Annotated in this window: 22 protein-coding genes and 1 tRNA gene; 15 read left to right on the top strand and 8 right to left on the bottom strand. The window is 72.1% G+C overall.

All coding sequences use genetic code 11. The features are described from left to right. Positions 1-62: 62 nt before the first annotated feature. Complete coding sequence (gene nusB, locus K7957_RS14825; RefSeq protein ID WP_223012762.1) at positions 63-518, top strand: transcription antitermination factor NusB; 456 nt, start codon at positions 63-65, stop codon at positions 516-518. 1 nt (position 519) lies between these two features. Then, the gene (locus K7957_RS14820) at positions 520-696 is read left to right on the top strand and encodes a DUF4169 family protein (RefSeq protein WP_223012761.1); all 177 of its coding nucleotides are present in this window, start codon (positions 520-522) and stop codon (positions 694-696) included. A 242-nt stretch (positions 697-938) separates the two neighbouring features. Here K7957_RS14820 and K7957_RS14815 read toward each other — a convergent pair whose 3' ends face one another. After that, on the bottom strand, positions 939-1,313 hold the full coding sequence (locus tag K7957_RS14815) for a hypothetical protein (RefSeq protein WP_223012760.1): 375 nt from the start codon (positions 1,311-1,313) through the stop codon (positions 939-941). Between the two features lie 96 nt (positions 1,314-1,409). Here K7957_RS14815 and thiL point away from each other — a divergent pair, with 96 nt between their 5' ends. The 3 genes from thiL (at position 1,410) to K7957_RS14800 (ending at position 6,265) form a co-directional block, all read left to right on the top strand. After that, positions 1,410-2,288 carry a thiamine-phosphate kinase gene (gene thiL, locus K7957_RS14810; protein ID WP_223012759.1) on the top strand — a complete coding sequence of 293 codons (879 nt, stop codon included), beginning with the start codon at positions 1,410-1,412 and terminating at the stop codon, positions 2,286-2,288. A gap of 80 nt (positions 2,289-2,368) precedes the next feature. Continuing rightward, entirely contained in the window at positions 2,369-4,549 is a 2,181-nt protein-coding gene (locus tag K7957_RS14805) for a sodium-translocating pyrophosphatase (RefSeq protein WP_223012758.1), read from the top strand. A gap of 276 nt (positions 4,550-4,825) precedes the next feature. After that, positions 4,826-6,265, top strand: a complete 1,440-nt coding sequence (locus K7957_RS14800; RefSeq protein WP_223012757.1) for a DNA methyltransferase — start codon at positions 4,826-4,828, stop codon at positions 6,263-6,265. A 47-nt stretch (positions 6,266-6,312) separates the two neighbouring features. Here the strand turns inward: K7957_RS14800 and K7957_RS14795 are convergent, their stop codons facing one another. Beyond that, positions 6,313-6,825, bottom strand: a complete 513-nt coding sequence (locus tag K7957_RS14795; RefSeq protein WP_223012756.1) for a hypothetical protein — start codon at positions 6,823-6,825, stop codon at positions 6,313-6,315. 165 nt (positions 6,826-6,990) lie between these two features. Here K7957_RS14795 and infA point away from each other — a divergent pair, with 165 nt between their 5' ends. From infA to K7957_RS14770, 5 genes are all read left to right on the top strand, one after another. Next, positions 6,991-7,236, top strand: a complete 246-nt coding sequence (infA, locus tag K7957_RS14790; RefSeq protein WP_022685627.1) for a translation initiation factor IF-1 — start codon at positions 6,991-6,993, stop codon at positions 7,234-7,236. Positions 7,237-7,280: 44 nt separating this feature from the next. Beyond that, on the top strand, positions 7,281-7,868 hold the full coding sequence (locus K7957_RS14785; RefSeq protein ID WP_223012755.1) for a Maf family protein: 588 nt from the start codon (positions 7,281-7,283) through the stop codon (positions 7,866-7,868). Beyond that, positions 7,861-8,784 (top strand): ribonuclease E/G, encoded by a 924-nt coding sequence (locus K7957_RS14780; RefSeq protein WP_223012754.1) that lies wholly within the window; start codon positions 7,861-7,863, stop codon positions 8,782-8,784. The genes K7957_RS14785 and K7957_RS14780 overlap by 8 nt, the downstream gene beginning before the upstream one ends. Further along, on the top strand, positions 8,784-8,963 hold the full coding sequence (locus K7957_RS14775) for a DNA gyrase inhibitor YacG (RefSeq protein WP_223012753.1): 180 nt from the start codon (positions 8,784-8,786) through the stop codon (positions 8,961-8,963). Before K7957_RS14780 ends, K7957_RS14775 begins: the two co-directional genes overlap by 1 nt. A gap of 31 nt (positions 8,964-8,994) precedes the next feature. Beyond that, a tRNA-Phe gene (locus K7957_RS14770) sits at positions 8,995-9,070 on the top strand. 150 nt (positions 9,071-9,220) lie between these two features. On the opposite strand, the gene K7957_RS14765 is transcribed toward K7957_RS14770, so the two are convergent. The 4 genes from K7957_RS14765 to K7957_RS14750 all read right to left on the bottom strand — a co-directional run bounded on the left by K7957_RS14765 (position 9,221) and on the right by K7957_RS14750 (position 13,039). Next, positions 9,221-9,970 (bottom strand): methyl-accepting chemotaxis protein, encoded by a 750-nt coding sequence (locus K7957_RS14765; protein WP_223012752.1) that lies wholly within the window; start codon positions 9,968-9,970, stop codon positions 9,221-9,223. A gap of 7 nt (positions 9,971-9,977) precedes the next feature. Then, entirely contained in the window at positions 9,978-10,367 is a 390-nt protein-coding gene (locus tag K7957_RS14760; protein ID WP_223012751.1) for a globin family protein, read from the bottom strand. Positions 10,368-10,617: 250 nt separating this feature from the next. Then, positions 10,618-11,799 (bottom strand): sensor histidine kinase, encoded by a 1,182-nt coding sequence (locus K7957_RS14755; RefSeq protein ID WP_223012750.1) that lies wholly within the window; start codon positions 11,797-11,799, stop codon positions 10,618-10,620. Beyond that, positions 11,789-13,039, bottom strand: coding sequence for a sigma-54-dependent transcriptional regulator (locus K7957_RS14750; protein ID WP_223012749.1), 1,251 nt, complete (start codon positions 13,037-13,039; stop codon positions 11,789-11,791). Before K7957_RS14750 ends, K7957_RS14755 begins: the two co-directional genes overlap by 11 nt. A 128-nt stretch (positions 13,040-13,167) precedes the next feature. Here K7957_RS14750 and K7957_RS14745 point away from each other — a divergent pair, with 128 nt between their 5' ends. The 3 genes from K7957_RS14745 to K7957_RS14735 all read left to right on the top strand — a co-directional run bounded on the left by K7957_RS14745 (position 13,168) and on the right by K7957_RS14735 (position 17,682). Further along, complete coding sequence (locus tag K7957_RS14745) at positions 13,168-14,454, top strand: efflux RND transporter periplasmic adaptor subunit (protein WP_246617124.1); 1,287 nt, start codon at positions 13,168-13,170, stop codon at positions 14,452-14,454. Positions 14,455-14,462: 8 nt separating this feature from the next. Beyond that, positions 14,463-15,143 carry an ABC transporter ATP-binding protein gene (locus K7957_RS14740; RefSeq protein WP_223012748.1) on the top strand — a complete coding sequence of 227 codons (681 nt, stop codon included), beginning with the start codon at positions 14,463-14,465 and terminating at the stop codon, positions 15,141-15,143. 121 nt (positions 15,144-15,264) lie between these two features. Further along, positions 15,265-17,682 (top strand): ABC transporter permease, encoded by a 2,418-nt coding sequence (locus K7957_RS14735; RefSeq protein WP_223012747.1) that lies wholly within the window; start codon positions 15,265-15,267, stop codon positions 17,680-17,682. 242 nt (positions 17,683-17,924) lie between these two features. On the opposite strand, the gene K7957_RS14730 is transcribed toward K7957_RS14735, so the two are convergent. Both K7957_RS14730 and K7957_RS20805 read right to left on the bottom strand, forming a co-directional pair. Then, entirely contained in the window at positions 17,925-18,278 is a 354-nt protein-coding gene (locus K7957_RS14730; protein WP_223012746.1) for a sensor histidine kinase, read from the bottom strand. Continuing rightward, on the bottom strand, positions 18,191-18,409 hold the full coding sequence (locus tag K7957_RS20805; protein WP_425517209.1) for a hypothetical protein: 219 nt from the start codon (positions 18,407-18,409) through the stop codon (positions 18,191-18,193). Before K7957_RS20805 ends, K7957_RS14730 begins: the two co-directional genes overlap by 88 nt. Before the next feature lie 42 nt (positions 18,410-18,451). Here K7957_RS20805 and K7957_RS14725 point away from each other — a divergent pair, with 42 nt between their 5' ends. Together K7957_RS14725 and K7957_RS14720 are read left to right on the top strand one after the other, a co-directional pair. Continuing rightward, positions 18,452-18,796, top strand: a complete 345-nt coding sequence (locus tag K7957_RS14725; RefSeq protein ID WP_223012745.1) for a CHASE3 domain-containing protein — start codon at positions 18,452-18,454, stop codon at positions 18,794-18,796. Between the two features lie 185 nt (positions 18,797-18,981). Next, on the top strand, positions 18,982-21,219 hold the full coding sequence (locus K7957_RS14720) for a transferrin receptor-like dimerization domain-containing protein (protein WP_223012951.1): 2,238 nt from the start codon (positions 18,982-18,984) through the stop codon (positions 21,217-21,219). The last annotated feature ends 2 nt before the right edge of the window (positions 21,220-21,221 follow it).

Here is a 21,221-nt window from a genome sequence, read left to right as displayed (position 1 = left end):
CCGGGACGCTGCCAGTGCCGGGGGGTGACGAAACGGCGCCGCAAGCGTACAGGGCGCCGCTTATGTCCCGCACCGCTGCCCGCACCAAGGCCCGCGCCGCCGCTCGCCTCGCCGCTGTCCAGGCTCTGTACCAGCATGAGATGGAGGGCACCGCCATGCCCGCGCTGCTCCACGAGTTCCACCACCACCGGCTCGGCGCCGAGATCGAGGAGGCGCAATATGCCGAGGCCGACATCGACTTCTTCGACGACCTCGTCACCGGCACGAACGCGCGCCAGGGCGAGATCGACCGGCTGATCGAGGCGAAGCTTAGCACCGGCTGGACGCTGGAGCGGCTCGACAAGCCGATGAAGGCGATCCTGCGCGCCGGCTGCTACGAGCTGCTCGCGCGCGACGACGTGCCGGTGGGCGCGGCGATCAGCTCCTATGTCGACGTCGCGCACGCTTTCTACCAGAAGCGCGAGGCCGGCTTCGTCAACGGGCTGCTCGACAATATCGCCAAGGACGTGCGCGCCTGAGATGGGCGAGCTGGTCTCGCTGAGCCGCGCGCGAAAGGCGAAGCGGCGGGCGGAGGACGCGGCGCAGGCGGCGGCCAATCGCGCCGCGCACGGCCGCACCAAGGCGGAGAAACAGGCCGAGCGGCAGGAGCGCGAGCGGCGCGAGGCGGCGCTTGATGGGGCCAAGCGCGAGGAATGAGCGGAGCGTAGAGGCGCCTGGATCGTCTCACCGCGCCGTCTCCCGGCCTTGAGCCGCGATCCATGGCGCCGGGCGCGCCTCGGCCGCGGCTCAAGCGGCGACATGAATCCCGGCTCGCCGGGATGACGATCGAGAAACGGGCGCGCGCGAGCGACACCCCCACGCTATCGCCGCCTCCAGTTCCGCCCGCCGCTGCGCCATCCCGCGCCTTCCACTCCCATCATAGCGGGCGCGCGCGCCGATCACAGCAGGTGGCGCTCCTCCCAGGCGAGCAGGTCGTGGAAGCGGCGCTGCAAGGTCAACACCGCGGCGCGATAGCCGCCGGCGTCGTCGCGGATCGCCGAAGGCGGCCAGTGCGCGATATGCGCGCTGTAGTCGGTGCGAAGCCCGTCGAGCTGCTCGCGATACGCCGCCGCGGTGGGGGCGAAGCTCGGCTCGGCCACGGCACGCGCGGCGACCGCGCGCTGCTCCTCCTGGCTGTGTGTCTGGAAGATGCGCGAGAACTCGAGCCGCTCGCGCAGCAGCACGCCGCTGGCATGGCCGGTCGAGTCCATCAGGGGGAGGAAACGCGCCATCCGCCGGCGCAGGTCATCGTGTTCGGCCGGTACGCCCGACATCGTCAGCTCCTATCGAGCGAGCGACCTTAGGGGCCGGGCGTTAACGAGCGGTTCGCCACGCACGACAACCCTGCCGGCCGCGGCTATGCCGCGCGCATGACCGAGGCCGATCTCCTCGCGCGCCTGCGCCGGCTGCCGCTCCACCCCGGCGCGCGCGGCCTCGCCGACGATACCGCGACATTGGGCGACTATACGCTCACCACGGACACGCTGGTCGAGGGCGTCCACTTCCTCCCCGACGACCCCGCCGCCGACGTCGCGTGGAAGCTGCTCGCGACCAACTACTCCGATCTGGCCGGCAAGGGCGCGCTGGTCGAGGGCGTGCTGCTCAGCTACCCGCTGCGCGACGCCGACTGGGACGCCGCCTTCATCGACGGGCTCGACGCCGCGCTGCGCGACCTCGGCGGCGCCCTGCTCGGCGGCGACACGGTGACGCTGCCCGCCGGCGCACCCCGCGTGCTGACGCTCACCGCGATCGGGCGCGACGCCGCCGCGCCGCCGCGGTCCGGCGCGCGCGCGGGCGATACGCTGTGGGTCACCGGCACGATCGGCGACGCCGGCGCGGGGCTGGCGATCGCGCGCACGGGCCACGGCGAGCCTGAGCTGCTGGCGCGCTACCGCCGCCCGGTGCCGCGGCTCGCCGAGGGGCGCGCGCTGGCGCCGCTGGTCGCCGCGATGATGGACGTCTCCGACGGGCTACTGATCGACGCGGCGCGGATGGCGGCGGCGAGCGGCGTCGCGGTGACGGTCGAGCTCGCCGACGTGCCGCTGGCGGCGGGCGTCACCGACGCGCTCGCGGCCGCGACCGCGGGCGACGATTACGAGCTGCTGTTCGCCGCCGCGCCCGGCTTCGTCGCGCCCGTGCCGGCGACCCGGGTCGGCCGCTTCGAACCCGGCGCAGGGCTGCGGCTGACCCGCGCCGGCGAGCCGCTGCCGCCCCCTCCAAGGCTCGGGTATGAGCACGGGTTGCGCTGACGTTCCCGCATGTTAGCCTCCGCTTCCCGCGCGACACCTCCCGGCGACAGACCGGGCGCGCAACAGGAGGGATGTGAGGCATGACGATCGTCTACCTTGCCATCGTCTGCGGCGTCATCGCCGTACTCTATGGCTTCGTCACCAGCCGCCAGGTGCTCGCCGCGTCGCCGGGCAATGAGCGGATGCAGGATATCGCGGGCGCGATCCAGGAGGGGGCCAAGGCCTATCTCGGGCGCCAGTACACCACCATCGCCGTGGTCGGCGCGATCGTCGCGGTCGTGCTCGCGGTCACGCTCGGGCTGCTGTCGACGATCGGCTTCGTCATCGGCGCCTTGCTTTCCGGCCTGGCCGGGTTCGTCGGCATGACGATCTCGGTGCGCGCCAACGTCCGCACCGCCGAGGCGGCACGCCACACGCTCCAGCGCGGGCTGACCATGGCGTTCCGCTCGGGCGCGGTGACGGGGATGCTCGTCGCCGGGCTGGGGCTGCTCTCCATCGCCTTGTTCTTCTGGTATCTGACCGGACCGGCGGGGCTGTTGCCCAACGACCGCGCGATCGTCGAGGCGCTCACCGCGCTGGCGTTCGGCGCCTCGCTGATCTCGATCTTCGCGCGGCTGGGCGGCGGCATCTTCACCAAGGCGGCCGACGTCGGCGCCGACCTGGTCGGCAAGGTCGAGGCCGGCATCCCCGAGGACGATCCGCGCAACCCCGCGGTGATCGCGGACAATGTCGGCGACAACGTCGGCGACTGCGCCGGCATGGCCGCCGACCTGTTCGAGACCTATGTCGTCACGCTCGGCGTCACCATGGTGTCGATCGCGCTGCTGATCCAGGCCGACGCGGCCGAGCTGATGCGGCTGATGAGCCTGCCGCTCGCGGTCGGCGGCGTGTGCATCATCACCTCGATCATCGGCACCTATATGGTGCGGCTCGGCGGCGGCTCGATCATGGGCGCGCTGTACAAGGGCTTCTGGACCTCGGCGCTGCTGTCGATCCCCGCGATCTGGGCGGTGACGCAGTGGACGCTCGGCGACCTGCACCGCGTGATCGGCGGCGCGGGCTTCCTCGACGCCGGCAGCGGCGCGGTGCCCGACGCGGGCGCGACCTCGCAGGCGGCGAGCGGCGTCGCGGGCGTGCCCGCGGCGAGCGCCTTCACCGGCTACGACCTGTTCTTCTCGATGCTGATCGGGCTGGCGGTGACCGGGCTGATCGTGTGGATCACTGAGTACTACACCGGCACCAACTACCGCCCGGTCAAGTCGATCGCCAAGGCGAGCGAGACCGGCCACGGCACCAACGTGATCCAGGGCCTCGCGATCAGCCTCGAGGCGACCGCGCTGCCGACCTTGGTGATCGTGGTCGCGGTGGTCGCCGCCTACAAGCTCGCCGGGATCATCGGCATCGCCTTCGCCGCGACCGCGATGCTGTCGCAGGCGGGCATGGTGGTGGCGCTCGACGCTTATGGCCCGGTGACCGACAATGCCGGCGGCATCGCCGAGATGGCGGGGCTGGAGGACGAGGTGCGCGAGCGGACCGACGCGCTCGACGCGGTCGGCAACACCACCAAGGCGGTGACCAAGGGCTATGCGATCGGCTCGGCCGGGCTCGCCGCGCTGGTGCTGTTCGGCGCCTATACCACCGATTTGCAGACCTATTTTCCCGACCTGTCGGTCAACTTCTCGCTCAGCAACCCGTACGTGATCGTCGGGCTGCTGCTCGGCGCATTGCTGCCCTATCTCTTCGGCGCCTTCGGCATGACCGCGGTGGGGCGCGCGGCGGGCGCGGTGGTCGAGGAGGTGCGCCAGCAGTTCCGCGACAATCCCGGCATCATGGAAGGGACCAGCCGGCCGAATTACGGCCGCACGGTCGATCTCGTGACGCGCGCCGCGATCCGCGAGATGATCATCCCCTCGCTGCTGCCGGTGCTGTCGCCGATCGCGCTCTACTATATCGTGACCGCGGTGGACGGGCAGGCGAGCGGCTTCGCGGCGCTGGGGGCGATGCTGCTCGGCGTGATCGTCTCGGGGCTGTTCGTCGCGCTCTCGATGACCTCGGGCGGTGGCGCCTGGGACAATGCCAAGAAGTACATCGAGGACGGCAACCACGGCGGCAAGGGCTCCGAGGCGCACAAGGCCGCGGTGACGGGCGACACCGTCGGGGACCCGTACAAGGACACCGCCGGGCCGGCGGTCAACCCGATGATCAAGATCACCAACATCGTCGCGCTGCTGCTGCTCGCCGCGCTGGCGGGGGGTGGTTGAGGCGGCGACTCGTCGATCCTCCCCGCTCGCGGGGAGGGGGAGCGCCGGCGTAGCCGGTGGTGGAGGGGGGCTGCCACCAACGCTGCGCCGCGCGGAGAGCCCCCTCCACCACTCGCCTAGGGCGAGCGGTCCCTCCCCGTGCCGGGGAGGATCTTCCTCCTCTCACGCCAGAATGATCCACTTCGGATCGCCCGCCCCTCACGCCGCGCCGCTCACCTCCGTTCCGGACGAACCAGCTCGTGACGCCAGCGTGACAACCACGCTCCGGTCGCGCGCATGGGCACGAACCGACCGACGAACCACCTCTACTACGGCGACAATCTCGACGTGCTGCGGCGCGAGGTCGCGGATTCCAGCGTCGACCTGATCTACCTCGACCCGCCGTTCAACTCGAACGCCAGCTACAACATCCTCTTCCGCGCGCCCGACGGCGCGGGCACCGCGGCGCAGGTGGAGGCCTTCCACGACAGCTGGCACTGGAACGACGCCGCCGCCGACGCCTTCGACCAGGTCGCGCGCAGCGGCCATGCGGATGCTTTCCAGCTGCTCGACTCGCTCCGTCGCTTCCTCGGCGAGAACGACATGCTCGCCTATCTCGCCATGATGACGATCCGGCTGATCGAGCTGCGCCGCGTGCTCAAGCCCAGCGGCAGCCTCTATCTCCACTGCGACCCGACCGCGGGCCATTACCTCAAGCTGCTGCTCGACGGCGTGTTCGCGCCGCGCGCCTTCCGCCGCGAGATCGTGTGGCGCTCGGGCTGGGTGAGCGGCTTCAAGACTCGCACCGGCAACTGGGTGCGCAACCACGACACGATCTTCTACTACGTCCGCGACCCCGCCGCCGATTGGACCTTCAACAAGCAATATGTCGCGCACGCCGCGGGCTACGAGCGCCGCGGCGGCGGCGCCAACCCGCTCGGCAAGCCGATCGACGACGTGTGGGACGATCCCGCGCTCTACTCGCCCAACATCAAGTCCTTCTCGGTCGAGAAACTGGGCTATCCGACACAGAAACCGGTCGCGCTGCTGGAGCGGATCATCGCCGCCTCGTCGCGGCCGGGCGACCTCGTGCTCGATCCCTTCTGCGGCTGCGGCACCGCGGTGCACGCCGCGCAGAAGCTCGAGCGGCGCTGGGTCGGGATCGACGTGACTCACCTCGCCATCGCGCTGATCGAGAAACGCCTGCACGCCGCCTTTCCCGAGGCGCGCTTCACCGTCGAGGGAACACCGCGCGATCTCGCCTCGGCCGAGGACCTGGCGCGGCGCGACCGCTACCAGTTCCAATGGTGGGTCGTCTTCCTGATCGGCGCGATGCCGCACGGCGGGCGACGCAAGGGAGCCGACGGCGGGGTCGACGGGCTGCTCTACTGCCGGCCCGACGGGCGCACGATCGAGCGCGCGCTGGTGTCGGTGAAGAGCGGCGAGCAGGTCGGCGTCGCGATGGTGCGCGAGCTCCACGCGGCGATGGTGCGCGACCGCGCGATCGCGGGCGTGTTCGTCACCCGCGCCGCGCCGACCGAGCCGATGATCCGCGAGGCCGCCGCGGGGGGGCGGTTCGCCAGCAGCGCCACCGGGCGCAGCTACGCGCGGCTGCAGATCCTGACCCTGGCCGAGCTGATGGCGGGCAAGCGCCCCGATCTGCCGCACCTCGACCCGCACGCCGCCTTCCGCCAGGCGGCGCGCGACGATCGCGGCGGCCAGGGCTCGCTGCTGTGAGGCGCGAGCATCGTAGGCGGCTGGCACAACTCACCTCCCTGCCGCCGCTACTCCACCCCATCCGCCAGCGCGAGCAGCTCGGCGCGCTGCGCCGGCGTCAGTAGCGCCAGCGGCACGAACGGCGGCACCCCGCCGTCGTGACGGCGGAACAGCAGCAGCGCGCCCTGCTCTACCGCCGACACTTCGTCCCAGCCGAGCCGCACCGTGCCGCGCGGCGAGGCCAGCACCAGCCCGCTCTCTCGCCACGCCAAGGTGGTGAGCAGCGCCGTCTCGGGCTCGCGCGCGAAGCGACGCCGCACGCGCCGCACCAGCCGCTGGCGCGCCGCGATGGGCGCGACCAGCAGCATCGCCGCGCTCCAGCCCAGCGCGGCGAGCACCAGCGCCACCTCCACGCTGAGCGGCTCGCTCCCGGCGAGATCGCCCGTGCCGAGCGCGACCGCGAGCGTCGCCCAGGGCAGCGCGATCAGCGCGCCGCGGCGCCACCTTCCGCGCGTCGCGGCGCCCGCGCGCGTCGCCGCCAACAGGTCCCCGTAGCGCAGCGTGAACGTGGTAGCTCCCATGCCCCAGTATAGACGCCGCGCCGCGCCGCTTGCCGAAACCCCCGACATTGTCCATATACGAGCCGCGCCGCGCCTCACGGGTCGCCGCGCGATCCACGCGCTCGCCTTTCCTTTCTCCGCCGTCTCGGCTAAGGGCGCGCGCATTCAGCGCGAAAGAGACACCGTTTGGCGAAAGAAGAACTCCTCGAGATGCGCGGGCAGGTGGTGGAGCTGCTGCCCAACGCGATGTTCCGCGTCCGGCTCGAGAACGACCATGAGATCCTCGGCCACACCGCGGGCAAGATGCGCAAGAACCGCATCCGAGTCCTCGTCGGCGACGAGGTGCTGGTCGAGCTGACCCCGTACGACCTCACCAAGGGTCGCATCACCTACCGCTTCATGCCCGGCCGCGGCGGCCCCGGCCCGTCCTGAGCCGCGCGCCGGACGAGCCTGCCCATGACGCCGACGGTGAGAGCGTGACGCCCCCCGGCGCCGCGCCGCTGGTGCTCGCCTCCTCCTCGCCGCGCCGCCGCGACCTGCTCGCGCGGCTCGGCGTGGCCCCCTTGCGGACCGAGTACCCCGACATCGACGAGGCCCCGCGCCCGCGCGAGCTACCGCGCGCCTATGCGCTGCGCCTCGCCGAGGAGAAAGCGCGCGCCGTGGCGCGCGGCGCGGGCGAGGCGGTGCTCGCGGGCGACACCACGATCGCGCTCGGTCGCCGGATCCTGCCCCCGGCGACCGACCATGACGTGCAGCGCACGCTGCTGCGGCTGCTCGCGGGGCGGCGCCACCACGCGCTCTCGGCGGTGTGCGTGATCGCCCCCGACGGCCGCGCGCGCACCCGTCTGGCGGACACGGTGGTCGCGTTCAAGCCGCTGAGCGAGGCGGAGATCGATTCGTACGTCGCGTGCGGCGAGGGGCTCGGCAAGGCGGGCGGCTACGCCATCCAGGGCCGCGCCGAGGCGTTCGTGCGCTTCCTCGCCGGCAGCCACTCCGGGGTGATCGGCCTGCCCTTGTTCGAGACGCGCGCGCTGCTCGCCACCGCGGGAGTCGTGCTTGGCTGAGTGGCTGTACGAGGAGGGGATCGGCGAGGCGCGCGCCGCACTGGTCGAGGGCGAGCGGATACTCGCCGCGCGGATCGAGCTGCCCGACGGTCTGCGCGTCGGGACCGTCGCGCCGGCGCGGCTGCGCGAGCGCCAGGTCGCGGTACTGGAGGACGCGCGCGAGCTGCTGCTCGACCGCGCGCCGCCGGGCGTGACGCTCGGCGCGCGGCTGACGGTGGAGGTGACGCGCGAGGCGATCCCCGAGCCCGGCCGCGCCAAGCGCGCGCGCGGCCGCGTCACCGACGCCGCCCCCGCGCCCGGCGCGACGCTGCGCGAGCGGATCGCCGCGACCGGGCTACCGGTGATCGAGCCGCGCGCGCACGAGGCCGACGTGCTCGAGGCGGCGGGCTGGTCCGAGGTGCTGGAGGAGGCGCGCACCGGCGAGATCGCCTTCGCCGGCGGCGCTTTGCGAATGTCGCCGACCCCGGCGATGACGCTGTTCGACGTCGACGGCGACGACGCGCCCGACATGCTCGCGCTGCGCGCCGCGACCGCGGTGGCGCATGCCATCCGGCGCCACGGCATCGGCGGCTCGATCGGGATCGACTTTCCCAGCGTCACCGGCAGGGCGGCGCGCCAGGCGGTCGCCGCGGCGCTCGACGCCGCGCTGCCGCCGCCGTTCGAGCGCACCGCGGTCAACGGCTTCGGCTTCCTGCAGCTGGTGCGCCCGCGCCCGCGCGCCTCACTGCCCGAGCGGCTGCGCGAGGATCCCGTCGGCGCCGAGTCGCGCGCCGCGCTGCGCCGGATCGAGCGCGAGCCGCCGAGCGCCTCGCCGCGCCACCGCCTGCCCGAGCCGGTGCGCGCGCGCGTGCTGGCCAGCCCCGAGTGGCAGGACGCGCTGCTGCGCCGCACCGGCCGGCTGCTTATCTTCGAGTGATGACCCAGCGCTGCCCCATCTGCGCCGCCCCGGCGCACCGCGACTATGCCCCCTTCTGCGGCCGCGGCTGCAAGGATCGCGACCTGCTGCGCTGGCTGGGCGACGGCTACCGCCTCCCCGGCCAGCCGATCGACGACGAGATACAGGGGGGGCTGGACAAGTCTCGCGACACCGCCTAGGGACCGCGCCTCACCGCTCAGCGAGCGGTGCGCCCAAGTAGCTCAGTTGGTAGAGCATACGACTGAAAATCGTAGTGTCGGTGGTTCGATCCCGCCCTTGGGCACCATTCCTAGGCTTAGCGTTCCCATATCCACCCGGACCGATGGCAGGGTCTAGCGCAGGGGTCTTCCGGGGCTCACCGCTACCAACCGCGCTGAGCCGCTGACGTCCGGCAGGTGCGTACCCGCACCCCAGATTGGTCGAGGGCGGTGGTTCCTCACGCGGGTGTCGGCTTGGCGAGCTTGGCGAGCTGGCGTGCCAGGAGCTTCACCGCGACGGCGTTTGCACCCACCCGCCCGATCGCGGCCGCGGTGCGATCCGCGGCCTCTGCCGTACCTTCGGTGATCGAAGCCAGTGCGGCGGCCGTCTCTCGCTGCCGCTGCGCCTGTTCCAGCGAGGCGCTCAATAGCTCATCCTGCTTGATGACCAATGCCTCATGCGCAGCCACGACCATCTCGGCCGCCCCGACGTCCTGTGAGATGGCGAGAGCGCGCTTGCCGATGTCGTCGGTCGCCTGCTTGGTCCGGCCGGTGAGCGCCGACATCTCGGCCGCGACCACGGAGAATGATCTCCCGGCCTCGCCGGCCCGCGCCGCCTCGATCCGCGCATTGAGGCTCAGCAGCTGACTTTCCCGCGCGATCGCCGACACGCTCGCGCTGATCGATGCGACGCCGTCGGCGGACTCGATCAGCGAATCGATGACCGGCTTGTTGATCGCCAAGCTGGCACCGAGATCGGCGATCGTGTCAGCATGCCGTCGAGCGTTCGCCTCGACGATCGCCGCTGCCTCGACGAGCATGGCGGCGAGATGTGCGACGCGGTGCGCCTGTTCGGTCGTGCCGCGGACCACTGCCGTGGCCGTCTCGGCTTCGGACGCAACGACGCCCGCGATGTCGGTGAGGCGCTCCGCTATCGACCCGAGTTGAGCATGAAGCCGTGCAGTCTCTGGGGCCTGGCAGGCGCTCATCAGTCAGTCACGCCCGCTCGCGCACGGCCGTCAACATGGTGTCTGACAGGATGGTATAGGCTGCCAACCAGGCCTGTTCGGTGTCCCGGTCGAACGCCTTTCCAAGCCCGAGCCGCAGCGTCTCCATCAGCGCTGTTCCGACCGCCGCATAGTGCCGCTCACGCGCGCCGTAAGCGACATGGCGGATGGCAAGTTCACGCGCCACCGGTACGATCGTGTCGAGACGATCGAGCGCGTCCACCACCGTCGCCAACGTGAGGAACAATTTGCGCCCTTGCTCCGCCATGTCTGTCGTGAAGAGGCCGCGCGTGTCAGGTGCCAGCTCGAACAGCCGACGATAGAACTCCGCTGCGGCGACGTCCGTGATGGGGACGACGCTGGCGAAGCTGTCTTGCACGAGGTCGATCTGGCGAGCTGAGAGCATCCATCCTAATGTAGGTTACAGGTCCTCTCGAACCGTTAAGAGAGCGCACGATCCCGCGCGGATAAGCAGGCGTGCGCCAGCCGACGCCGATCCCCTCGGCGTCTTGTTCTTGGCGATGTGGCTTCCGGGCGTGCCCGGCGACCGATCCGGAGGAAGATCGGTGGCGCCCCGAGCGATACGTCGACGTCGGGCACGCCGGGGTAGCGCGGAGAGCGGCAGTCGCTCAGCCCTCGCTGCCCACACGCGGCAGCGTCGCGACGAAGCGGGTGTGACCCGGCGTGGAAGACGCGAGGACCACGTCGCCGCCATGGCCGCGCAGGATCTGGCGCGCCAGCGCGAGACCGACGCCGCTGCCCGCCGGCTTGGTGGTCATGAACGGGTGAAAGATCGCTTCCGCCTGCGCCGACGGGATCGGCGGGCCGGTGTTGTCGACGGTGAAGGTGATCGTGTCGGCCAGGGTCTCCACGTTCAGGGTGACGCGCAGCGCCGCGGCGTCGTCAGCCGCCTCCACCGCGTTCTGCAGGATCGCCCACAATGCCGCGGACAGCTGGTCGATGTCGGCGAGCAGCTGCACCGGCGCGTGCGCCGCCTCGACGTGCAGCGGCAGCGTCGGCCAGCGCGCCGCGAACAGGCGCGTGACATCGGCGATGAAGTCGGCGGTAGCGAGCCGGCGTCGCTCCGGCGCGGGCAGGCGGGCAAGGCTGCGATAGGCGTCGCCGAAACGTTGCAGCCCGGCGGCGCGGCGCGCGACCGTGGTCACCGCCTCGCGCACCGCCGCGTGATCCGGCTGCACGTCGTCGAGCATCTCGGCCGCGGTCTCGGCCAGCGAGGCGATCGGGGTCAGCGCGTTGACGATCTCGTGGCTGAGGATCTGGACGAGCTCGCGCAGCGCCGCCGCCTCGGCCGCCTTGAGCTCGGCACCGATGTCGATCAGCGCGCCCACCTGTGCGACGTCGCCGGCCAAGGTCAGCGCGCCGACGGCGAGCGCATACGGTGCGTCGTCGATCATCACCGTCGCGGTGCGGCCCGGCGGGGTGCGGGTGATCGCCTCGACCAAGGACGGCGGCGGCGCGGCGATCATGTCGTCGCTGGCGAAGAGGCGGCGGGCGGCGCGGTTGACCGCGTGGAGCGCGCCGGCGCGGTAGGCGACGAGGGGCGCGGGCGACAGGTCGAGATAGGCGACCAGCCGCTGCCGCTCCGCCGCGTCGGGCGCGGGCGGCGGCGGCGGCGGCGGCGGCGCGCTCGCCTGCGCGGCGATCACCGCGGTGACGCCGGTCCAGACGGCGACGAGCATGGCGACCGAGGCGGTGGCGTAGAGCCCACGGCCGATGCTCGATGCCGCCGCCGCACCGGCCGCGGCGACGACCAGCACCCGTGCCGCGGCGGTGACCCGGTCAGAGGCCATAGCGTGCCATCCGCCGGTACAGCGCGGCGCGGGTGAGGCCGAGCTCGGCGGCGGCGCGGCTGACGTTGAAGCCGTGGCGCTGGAGCGCGGCGGCGACGAGCGTCCCCTCGCTGCGCGCGAGGTTGAGGTCGGCGGCGAGCGCGCGCGGTTGCGCCGGATCGGGCACCAGCGCGAGCGCGAGATCGGCGACGTCGAGCCGCTCGCCGGTGGCGAGCAGCACCGCGCGCTCGGTCGCCTGGCGCAGGCCGCGGACATGGTCGGGCCAGGCGTCGGCGGCGATGCTGCGCTCCGCCTCGATCGTCAGCGGCCGCAGCGGCTTGGCGTGGCGGCCGGCGAACAGCGCGGCGAAATGGCGGGCGAGCAGCACCGCGTCCCCGTCGCGCGCGGCGAGCGGCGGCAGGTCGCACTCGATCGTGCTGATCCGGTAGAGCAGATCCTCGTGCAGGCCCGCGCGCAGCGCCGTCCGATCGAGCCGCGTGGTGGCGATCAGGCGCAGGTCGCGTGCCGCGTCCAGGTCGCGCGCGAGCGCCGCCTGGACGGGCGCGGGCAGCCGGTCGACCTGGTCGAGCAGCAGGGTCCCGCCCACGGCCTCCGCCAGCGTCGCGCCGATCGCGCCCGCCTCGGTCGCGGCGTCGAGCGTCACCAGCGGGCGGTCGGCGCGCGCGGAGCCGCGGTGCGTCAGCGTCGCGGCCAGCGACTTGCCGCTCCCCGCCGGGCCGCGCAGCAGCAGCGCCGCGTCGGTCGGCGCGATCCGCGCGATCAGGTCGCGTACGGTGGCGATCGCGGCGCTGTCGCCGAGCAGCAGCGGCGCCTCGCCAGCGGGCGGCAGCGGCGCGGTGTCGAGCTTGGCGCGGCGCAGCGCGAGCCCGCGCTCGACGGTGGCGGTGAGCCGCGCGTTGTTCCACGGCTTGATGATGAAGTCGGCGGCGCCGCCGCGCATCGCCTGCACCGCGACCTGGATCCCGCTATGCCCGGTGACGACGATCACCACCGCGTGACGGTCCGCGGCGACGAGCCGGTCGAGCAGGGCGAACCCCTCCTCGCCGCTGGTGTGGCCGCGCGCGAAATTAAGGTCGAGCAGGATGACGTCGGCGGGGCGCTCCGCGAGGCGCACCCAGGCCGCGGCGGGATCGGGCGCGTGCGCCACGATCATGCCCTGGCGCTCGAGCAGCAGCTGCGCGGCGCGGGCGATGTCGGCGTCGTCGTCGACGACCAGGATGCGCGGTGATTCGGTTGACATGGGTCAGGACCTGTCCGGAAACGGACAGTCGGCGCAAGGCCTGACCGGACACTGGCCAGTCCTTTGTGAAAAGGCTTGGTAAGGCAGGAACTTAGGTCGGCGGCCCATGTCCGGGTTACGGTGTCCGCATGATCGATACACCGTCTCTCACGATCAGCGGCGCGGGCATGGACCGGCGGGTCGAGCGGCCCGGCCGCGCGCGGCGCAGGCTGGTCGTCCGCGGCGCGATCGGCGCGGCGGCGCTGCTCGCCGCGCTGGCGCTGTGGTGGCTGACGCCGGGGAGCAACAGCCTGGTGGTCGACGCGCAGGCGATCCGCACCGGCACCGTCGCGCGCGAGGCGTTCCGCGACTTCGTGCCGCTGCGGGCCGAGGTCGCGCCGCTGCGCACCGTCTACGTCGGCGCGGTGCAGGGCGGCTCGGTCGCGGCGCTGATCGCGACCGACGGCACGATGGTCGCCGCCGGGGCGCCGCTGGCGCGGCTGTCCAATCCCAGCCTCGAACTGGACGTCGCCAGTCGCTCCGCGAGCATCGTCGGCCAGCTCAGCGCCAACAGCGGCGCCGAACTGTCGGTGCAGCGCACGCGGCAGGACGCGGCGCGCGACCTCGCCGACGCGCGCAACGCCCTCTCCAAGGCGGAGACCGCGCTGCGCCAGAAGCAGGTGCTGTTCGACCGCGGCTTCGTCACCGCCGCCGCGATCGACCCGCTGCGCGAGGAAGCGGCGTATCAGAAGAGCCGCGTCGCCGCGCTCGCCGCCGGGCAGGCGCAGGCGAACGGCACGCTCGCCGACCAGTCGGCCGGGATCAGCGCCACCGGGCGCGAGCTGCGCGACAGCCTGGGGATGGTCCGCGAAAGCCTCGCCGCCTTGACGCTGCGCGCGCCGGTCAGCGGGCGGCTCACCGCTTTCACCATCCAGCCGGGGCAGATGATCAAGCCGGGCGATCCGGTCGGCCAGATCGACTCGGAGGGCCAGTGGAAATTGGTCGCCGACGTCGACCAATTCTACCTCGGCCGAGTCCGCACCGGGCTGAGCGCGCGCGCCGACCTCGACGGCAGAAGCTACCCGCTGCACGTCATCCGCATCCTGCCGCAGGTGACCGAGGGCCGCTTCCGCGTCGAGCTCGGCTTCGACGGCGCGGTGCCCGCCGGGCTCAACCGCGGCCAGACGCTCGACACGCGCCTCGTGCTCGGCGCCGACCGGCCGGCGATCGTCGCCCCGGCGGGCGGCTGGCTCGACGCGGGCGGCGCCGCCGCCTTCGTGCTGGACGGCGACGGCCACGCGGTGCGCCGCGCGATCCAGACCGGTCGCCGCAACCCCGACCAGGTCGAGGTGACCGCCGGCCTCGCCCCGGGCGAGCGCATCGTGACCACCCCGCTCGCCACCTACGCCCCCTACCAGACCCTGATCATCCGATAGGAACCGCCATGATCCAGCTCCAGGACGTCAGCCGCACCTATGCCTCCGACGAGGTCGAGACCACCGCGCTGGGCGGGATCGACCTGCACGTCGAGCGCGCCGAGTTCGTCGCCATCATGGGCCCGTCGGGCTGCGGCAAGTCGACCCTGCTCAACATCCTCGGCACGATCGATCGGCCGAGCGGGGGCAAGTATCTGTTCGAGGGCGACGACGTCGCGCACGCGCCGGAGGCGGAGCTCGCCAGGCTGCGCCGCGACCGCCTCGGCTTCGTGTTCCAGAGCTTCAACCTGATCGACGAGCTGACGATCGCGGAGAATGTCGCACTCGGGCTCGCCTATCGGTCGATGCCGGCGCGCGAGAAGAAGGAGCGGGTCGCCGCGGCGATGGACCGCGTCGGCATCGCGCACCGCCAGCGCCACCATCCCCACCAATTGTCGGGCGGCCAGCAGCAGCGCGCCGCGATCGCCCGCGCGATCGTGGGCGCGCCGCGGCTGATCCTGGCGGACGAGCCGACCGGCAACCTCGACACCGCCAATGGCGCGCAGGTGATGGAGATCCTGCGGCAGCTCAACGCCGAGGGCGCGACGATCGTGATGGTGACGCACAGCCCCGCGCACGCCGATATCGCCAAGCGTACCGTGCACATGCTCGACGGCCGGATCCTCGCCTCCGCCCGACTGGCGGCGTGATGCTGCGCCGCGCCCCCCGCCCGCGCGGCCACGGTCTGGTGATCGTGCTGCTCGTCCTCGTCCTGCTGCTGCTGCTGCGCGTCGTCGCGCAGACCAAGCCCGTCGCTTGAAGGTGATCGCCATGTCCTCGCCGGCTTCCGCGCTGCTCAGCTTCTACCGCTCGCTCACGCGCCATCGCCTGTTCGCGCTGCTCAACATCGGCGGGCTGGCGCTCGGCATCGCGGTATTCCTGGTGCTGTTCCTCTACGTCCGTTTCGAGACGGGGTATGATCGCAGCATCCCGGGTGCGGACAAGCTGTACATCGTGCAGGAACGCTATTTCACGCCGGGCTATCCCAAGGAGGCGAACCCCTACACGATGGGGGCATTTCTGGAACGGCTGCGCGGCGACTATCCGAATCTCACCGGCACCCGGTTCTGGCCGATGAACGCGATCGTCCATCAGGGCAGCACCGTGACCGATGAGCAATTGGCCGCGGTCGATCCCAATTTCTTCGCGCTGCTGAGCTTCCCCTCGATCGGCGGCAGCCCGGTCAAGGCCCTCGCCAGCCCCGACGCCGCGGTCATCACGCAGCAGATCGCGCGCAAATACTTCGGTACCCAGCCGGCGGTCGGCCGCTCGCTCCCCATCACCATCGACGGCAAGACCTTCACCTATCGCGTGGCTGCGGTGATCGCGGACATGCCGGCCGACTTCAGCTACTCCAGTGATATCTTCGTGCCGATCGTGCGCGCGCGCTTTGCCAACGAGTGGTTCGACCACTGGGGCAGCACATCGCTGACCACGTTCCTTCGCTTCCCCGATCGGACCGCTGCCAGCGCGTTCGAGGGGGAACTCGGCCGCTTCGCCGAGCGGCACGTCTTCCCGGACGGCAATATCAAGAGGGGGATGTGGCAGCAGTCGCTGCGCCCGCTCGTCGACAATCACCTGTACGACCCCGCGGATCGGGCAGCGGTGGCGACCCTCGGCATCGTCGGCGCGCTGACGCTGCTCATCGCGATCGTCAATTACGTCAATCTGGCCACCGCGCGTGCCGGGCTGCGGGCGCGCGAGGTGGCCGTGCGCAAGGTGCTGGGCGGGACGCGGGGCGCGTTGCTGCGGCAGTTCATGCTGGAGGCGGTCGCGACCGTCGCGCTCGCCGCGTTGATCGGCCTGGCGATCGCCGAACTGTCGCTGCCGTTGATCAACGCGCTGGGCGGTATGACCCTCGCCATCACCTACTTCGGCGCGCGATCGATCCTGCCGCCCCTGATAGCGATGGTGCTGGTCGTCGGCGCGATCGCCGGCATCTATCCCGCGATCGTTCTGGCCCGGTTCCGGCCCGCGGCGGTGCTCGCGTCGTCGCGCGCGCCGGGCGGGGGGCGGGCCGGCGCCCGACTGCGCGCGGCACTGGTCGTCGGGCAGTTCGCCATCGCCATCGCCTTCGGCATCAGCACCGCGACCATGCTGGCGCAGGCGGCGCACGTCCGCGCCGCCGACCTCGGCTTCAAGCGGGAAAGCCTCTTCATCTTAACGAAATTCGCGTGGGTCGACGATGACCAGCAGGCGGGCGTGCTGCGTGCCTTTGCCGCCTTGCCGGGCGTGGCAGACGTTACCTCCGCGCAGAACGCGCCTGGCGACCAGATGATGACCAACACGTCGAACGTGTATCGAGCGGGTCTCGACGAGAGCCGTGGGCGTTCGACGATGGATGTGGTGGTCGGCGACGCGTACTTCCCGACGGTGGGCGGGCGTCTGATCGCCGGCCGCCTCTTCGACGCGGCGCATCCGGCCGACGATATCGCGCTGCGTCAGAGGGGCAGCAAGGCGCCCTACCACGTCGTCATCAACCGCACCGCTGCGGCGGACCTGGGGTTCGCCAGCCCTGCGGCCGCGGTCGGTCAGGCACTCGACGGCAACGGGACGATGATGATCGTCGGTGTGGTCGACGACCTGCGCTTCCGTGGTCCGCGCGAGCCCATCAGCGCGGTCGAATACCGCTACTCGAGCAAACCCTTCTCCAGCCCCTACGCGATGGTGCGCTACAGCGGCGATCCCGCCGCCTTCCGCGTCGCGGCGGAGGCGACCTGGAAGCGCACGGCAGCCGCCGTCCCGTTCGAGGGACGGACGGTCGAGGAGAACCTGTACCGCCGCTATTACAGGACCGACACGCAGCGGGCGAACCTGTTCACCCTCGGCGCGGTGCTGGCGGTGCTGATCGGCTGTATCGGCCTGTACGGGCTCGCCGCCTTCGACACCGCGCGGCGGATCAAGGAGATCGGCATCCGCAAGACGTTGGGCGCGTCGACCGCCGACGTGCTGCGCCTGCTGATCGGCCAGTTCATGCGGCCGGTGGTGCTCGCCAACCTCATCGCCTGGCCGGTCGCCTTCGTGGCGATGCGGCGCTGGCTGGGCGGGTTCGACGACCGCATCGCGCTGTCGCCGCTGTACTTCCTCGGCGTCGCGCTGATCGCGGTCGTCATCGCCACCGCGACGATCTTCGCCCAGGCCTGGCGGGTCGCCCGCGCCGAGCCGGCACGCGCGCTGCGGTATGAGTGAGCACGGCTCCGTGCGCCTCGGGACGCTCGCTCGGTCGGCCGCCCCCGAGGACGTGTGCAACTGCGAGATGGCAGGACGGACTCGCTGTCATCGCCGCCCCCGGGCAGCAACATCACCGCAGCGCGATGGCCGGTGAAGCGGCGGGAAGCGACGGCATCGAGCGGGAACAGGCCCGCTTGCATCGCGACCGTCCAGGCGAGCAGACGGCCCCCTTCCAGCCCGGGTCCGGTCGTACGGGAACTTCACAGTCCCGTCTGGGCGAAGACGACCCGCGTCGCGAAGCCGACGTCCGCGGGTACCCGATCTACGCTGCCGCCCAGCTGCTTGGCCAGCGGGCGCACCAGTTTCGAGCCCAGTCCCGGCACCACGCCGTCGGGGCAGCCGCACCCGTTGTCGGCGACGAGGAGGACGAGCTCGCTCCCGCGCTGATCGACGCTGACCGCGATCACGCCGCCGCGCTCGCCGGGATAGGCGTATGTCAGACTGTTGGTGACGAGCTCGTTGACGATCAGTCCGACGTGCACGGCGAGCGAACTCGGCACGCTGAGCGGCGGGCACTGCACCCGCACCGCGGTCGGGCGGACGTCGCGCAGCATGTCGCGGAGCCCCTGGCACAGCGAAGCGATATAATCGCGGAGGTCGACGCGCGCGCCACCACCAGGATCCTGGCATTCGCCGCCTCGAGCGCTTCGCGCACCGCCGCGTTCTCGGCGGCGCGGCTCTGCAGCTCGATCGCCGAGCTGATGATGGTCAGATCGTTCTTGGTGCGGTGCGCCAGCTCCTGGAGGAGGAGCTCCTTGGTCCACTCGGCGTGGTCGAGCCGCGCCAGGTGCTTTCACCCGTGGTCGAGGCCAAGCTCGCGGCACTGGCGCTCACGATCCGGCTGCGGCGGACCAGCCTCGACGCCGCGCTGGCGGTCGTGCGGACCGACAAGGGCCAGGCGCTAAGCGAGCGGATCGACGGCGTTCTCGCCCGCTGCGCCGAGAGGGAGCAGGGCTTGCTCGCCGCTCGCATGGCGGAGGAGGAGCGCGACACGCGACGCACCGCGACGGCGGCCGCGCTCGCCGAGCCGCTGTCGCTGCTCAGTGCGGCGTTCGGCATCTCCTTCTTCTAGGCGCGCCAGATCACCGGCACGGTGCTCAACGTGGACGGCGGCGCGCTCGCCTGAGGGTGGGGGCGTCGGCGCGCCCTCTTCCCTCCGCGGGTCGGGCATGCTCCAGTGGCGCGGACGACCGTCGCAGCACCCGCCGATCTCCCGGCGGCGCCCGCGCGGCGCCGCGACCGGAGATGTTCGCCGTGATGATTCCCCGCCTGCTCGCCACCGCCGCGCTGCTCGCGCTGCCGCTCGCCAGCGTCGCCCAGACCGCGCCGGCGGCACCGGACCCGCGCGCGCGCGAGCGCGCCTTCGACGCGCAGATCAGCAGCGCCGACCAGCTCGCCTGGCTCAAGGAGATGAGCTCGGCGCCCAATCACGTCGGCAGTCCGCACGATCGCGCCAACGCCGAGATGCAGCTCGCGCTGTTCAAGCGCTGGGGCTGGGACGCGCGGATCGAGACCTTCGAGGTGCTCTACCCCACCCCGATCAGCACCACGCTCGAACTCGTCGCGCCCGAGCGCGCGACGCTCGGCGGGCAGGAACCGGCGGTCGCGGAGGATCCCAGCTCCGCCCATCTCGAGGGCGCGCTGCCGCCCTATGTCGCCTATCAGGGCGACGGCGACGTCACCGCGCCGGTGGTCTACGTCAACTATGGCATGCCCGACGATTACGAGGCGCTGGCGGCGCGCGGCATCGGCGTGAAGGGCAAGATCGTGCTGGCGCGCTACGGCGGCGGCTGGCGCGGGCTGAAGCCCAAGCTGGCGCAGGAGCACGGCGCGGCCGGCTGCCTGATCTACTCCGACCCGGCCGACGACGGCTATGGCGAGCGCGACCCCTATCCGCGCGGCGGCGGCCGGCCGGAGCGCGGCGTGCAGCGCGGCTCGGTGCAGGACATGACGCAATATCCGGGCGATCCGCTGACCCCGGGGGTGGGCGCCACGCCCGGCGCGAAGCGGCTGACTCGCGCCACCGCGCCGACGATCCTGAAGATTCCGGCGCTGCCGATCTCCTACGGCGACGCGAGCAGGATCATGGCGCGGCTGGAAGGCCCGGTGATCGAGGGCGGCGCCCGCGGCGGGCTCGCACTCGCTTATCACTGGGGCGGCACCGACGCGGTCAAGGTCCATCTGGCGGTGACGTCGGACTGGTCGATGAAGACGCTCTACGACGTCATCGCCACGCTCCCCGGGCGGACCCGCCCCGACGAGTGGGTGGTGCGCGGCAATCACCGCGACGGCTGGGTCTTCGGCGCGAGCGATCCGCTGACCGGGCAGGTCGCGCTGATGAGCGAGGCCAAGGCGCTCGGCGCGCTCGCCCAGGCGGGCTGGCGGCCCGACCGCACGATCGTCTACGCGAGCTGGGACGGCGAGGAGCCCGGGCTGCTCGGCTCGACCGAATGGGTCGAGGCGCATGCCGACGAGCTCGCGCGCAAGGCGGTGCTGTACGTCAACACCGACGGCAACGGCCGCGGCTTTCTGAGCGCGGAGGGCAGCCACGATCTCCAGCATCTCGTCAACGCCGCGGCGCGCGACGTCACCGATCCGCAGACGTCGGTGAGCGTGCTCGACCGCTTGCAGGCGCATGTCCGCGCTGACGCCTACGCCGGGCATTCCGAAGATGCGGTCGCGCTGGCTGCTGCCAAGTCGGGCGGCGACATGCCGCTCGGCGCGCTCGGCTCGGGCTCGGACTATTCGGCCTTCCTCCAGCACCTCGGCATCCCCTCGCTCGACATCGGCTTCGGCGGCGAGGGGGGCGGCGGCGGATCGTACCACTCGATCTACGACAGCTTCTATCACGTCACCACGTTCGACGACCCGGGCCTGGTCTATGGCGCGGTGCTGTCGAAGATGGTCGGGCGGCTGGTCCTGCGCGCGGCGGACGGGCCGCGCGTGCCGGCGCGCTACGGCGACTTCGCCGCCACGGTCGCGCGCTACGTCGGGGAAGTGAAGACGCTCGCCGCGGAACAGCGCGAGAGGGACCGCACGCTGCGCGACCTGACCCGCGAGCGCGTGTTCACGCTCGCCTCTCACCCCGACGATCCAACGGTCGCGCCGCGGGACAAGGGCGTGACGCCGCTGATCGACATGCTCGCGCTGGAGGACGCCGCCGACCGGCTGGGGCGCACGGCGCGCGCCGCCGACGCCGCGGTCGAGCGGCTCGCGACGCTGCCGCCCGCGACGCAGGCGCGCACGCTCGCGCTGCTGCGCGATATCGACCAGCTGCTGATCGACCCCAAGGGCCTTCCCGGGCGGCCCTGGTTCCGCAACCTCGTCTACGCGCCGGGCACGCTCACCGGCTATGGCGCCAAGACGCTGCCCGGCGTGCGCGAGGCGATCGAGCAGCGTCGCTTCTCCGATGCGACCGCCTACGTCGCCCACACCGCGGCGGTGCTCAACGCCTATGCCGACCGGCTCGACGCTGCCGTGGCGACCGCCCGGTAGAG

It is taken from the genome of Sphingomonas yunnanensis (assembly GCF_019898765.1).
Taxonomy (GTDB): Bacteria; Pseudomonadota; Alphaproteobacteria; order Sphingomonadales; family Sphingomonadaceae; genus Sphingomonas; species Sphingomonas yunnanensis.
The sequence above is the reverse complement of the archived record's forward strand: the minus strand, read 5'-3'. Positions and strand labels throughout refer to the sequence as shown.

Excerpts from the sequence above, each read along its gene's own strand:
- K7957_RS14750 (WP_223012749.1), bottom strand. The coding sequence starts at position 13,039 with ATGTCAACCGAATCACCGCGCATCCTGGTCGTCGACGACGACGCCGAC.
- K7957_RS14795 (WP_223012756.1), bottom strand. The coding sequence starts at position 6,825 with ATGGGAGCTACCACGTTCACGCTGCGCTACGGGGACCTGTTGGCGGCG.
- K7957_RS14820 (WP_223012761.1), top strand. The coding sequence starts at position 520 with ATGGGCGAGCTGGTCTCGCTGAGCCGCGCGCGAAAGGCGAAGCGGCGG.
- K7957_RS14805 (WP_223012758.1), top strand. The coding sequence starts at position 2,369 with ATGACGATCGTCTACCTTGCCATCGTCTGCGGCGTCATCGCCGTACTC.
- K7957_RS14740 (WP_223012748.1), top strand. The coding sequence starts at position 14,463 with ATGATCCAGCTCCAGGACGTCAGCCGCACCTATGCCTCCGACGAGGTC.
- K7957_RS14745 (WP_246617124.1), top strand. The coding sequence starts at position 13,168 with ATGATCGATACACCGTCTCTCACGATCAGCGGCGCGGGCATGGACCGG.
- K7957_RS14815 (WP_223012760.1), bottom strand. The coding sequence starts at position 1,313 with ATGTCGGGCGTACCGGCCGAACACGATGACCTGCGCCGGCGGATGGCG.
- K7957_RS14765 (WP_223012752.1), bottom strand. The coding sequence starts at position 9,970 with ATGAGCGCCTGCCAGGCCCCAGAGACTGCACGGCTTCATGCTCAACTC.
- nusB (WP_223012762.1), top strand. The coding sequence starts at position 63 with ATGTCCCGCACCGCTGCCCGCACCAAGGCCCGCGCCGCCGCTCGCCTC.
- K7957_RS14775 (WP_223012753.1), top strand. The coding sequence starts at position 8,784 with ATGACCCAGCGCTGCCCCATCTGCGCCGCCCCGGCGCACCGCGACTAT.
- K7957_RS14755 (WP_223012750.1), bottom strand. The coding sequence starts at position 11,799 with ATGGCCTCTGACCGGGTCACCGCCGCGGCACGGGTGCTGGTCGTCGCC.
- K7957_RS14720 (WP_223012951.1), top strand. The coding sequence starts at position 18,982 with ATGATTCCCCGCCTGCTCGCCACCGCCGCGCTGCTCGCGCTGCCGCTC.
- K7957_RS14730 (WP_223012746.1), bottom strand. The coding sequence starts at position 18,278 with ATGCTGCGCGACGTCCGCCCGACCGCGGTGCGGGTGCAGTGCCCGCCG.
- K7957_RS14800 (WP_223012757.1), top strand. The coding sequence starts at position 4,826 with ATGGGCACGAACCGACCGACGAACCACCTCTACTACGGCGACAATCTC.
- thiL (WP_223012759.1), top strand. The coding sequence starts at position 1,410 with ATGACCGAGGCCGATCTCCTCGCGCGCCTGCGCCGGCTGCCGCTCCAC.
- K7957_RS14735 (WP_223012747.1), top strand. The coding sequence starts at position 15,265 with ATGTCCTCGCCGGCTTCCGCGCTGCTCAGCTTCTACCGCTCGCTCACG.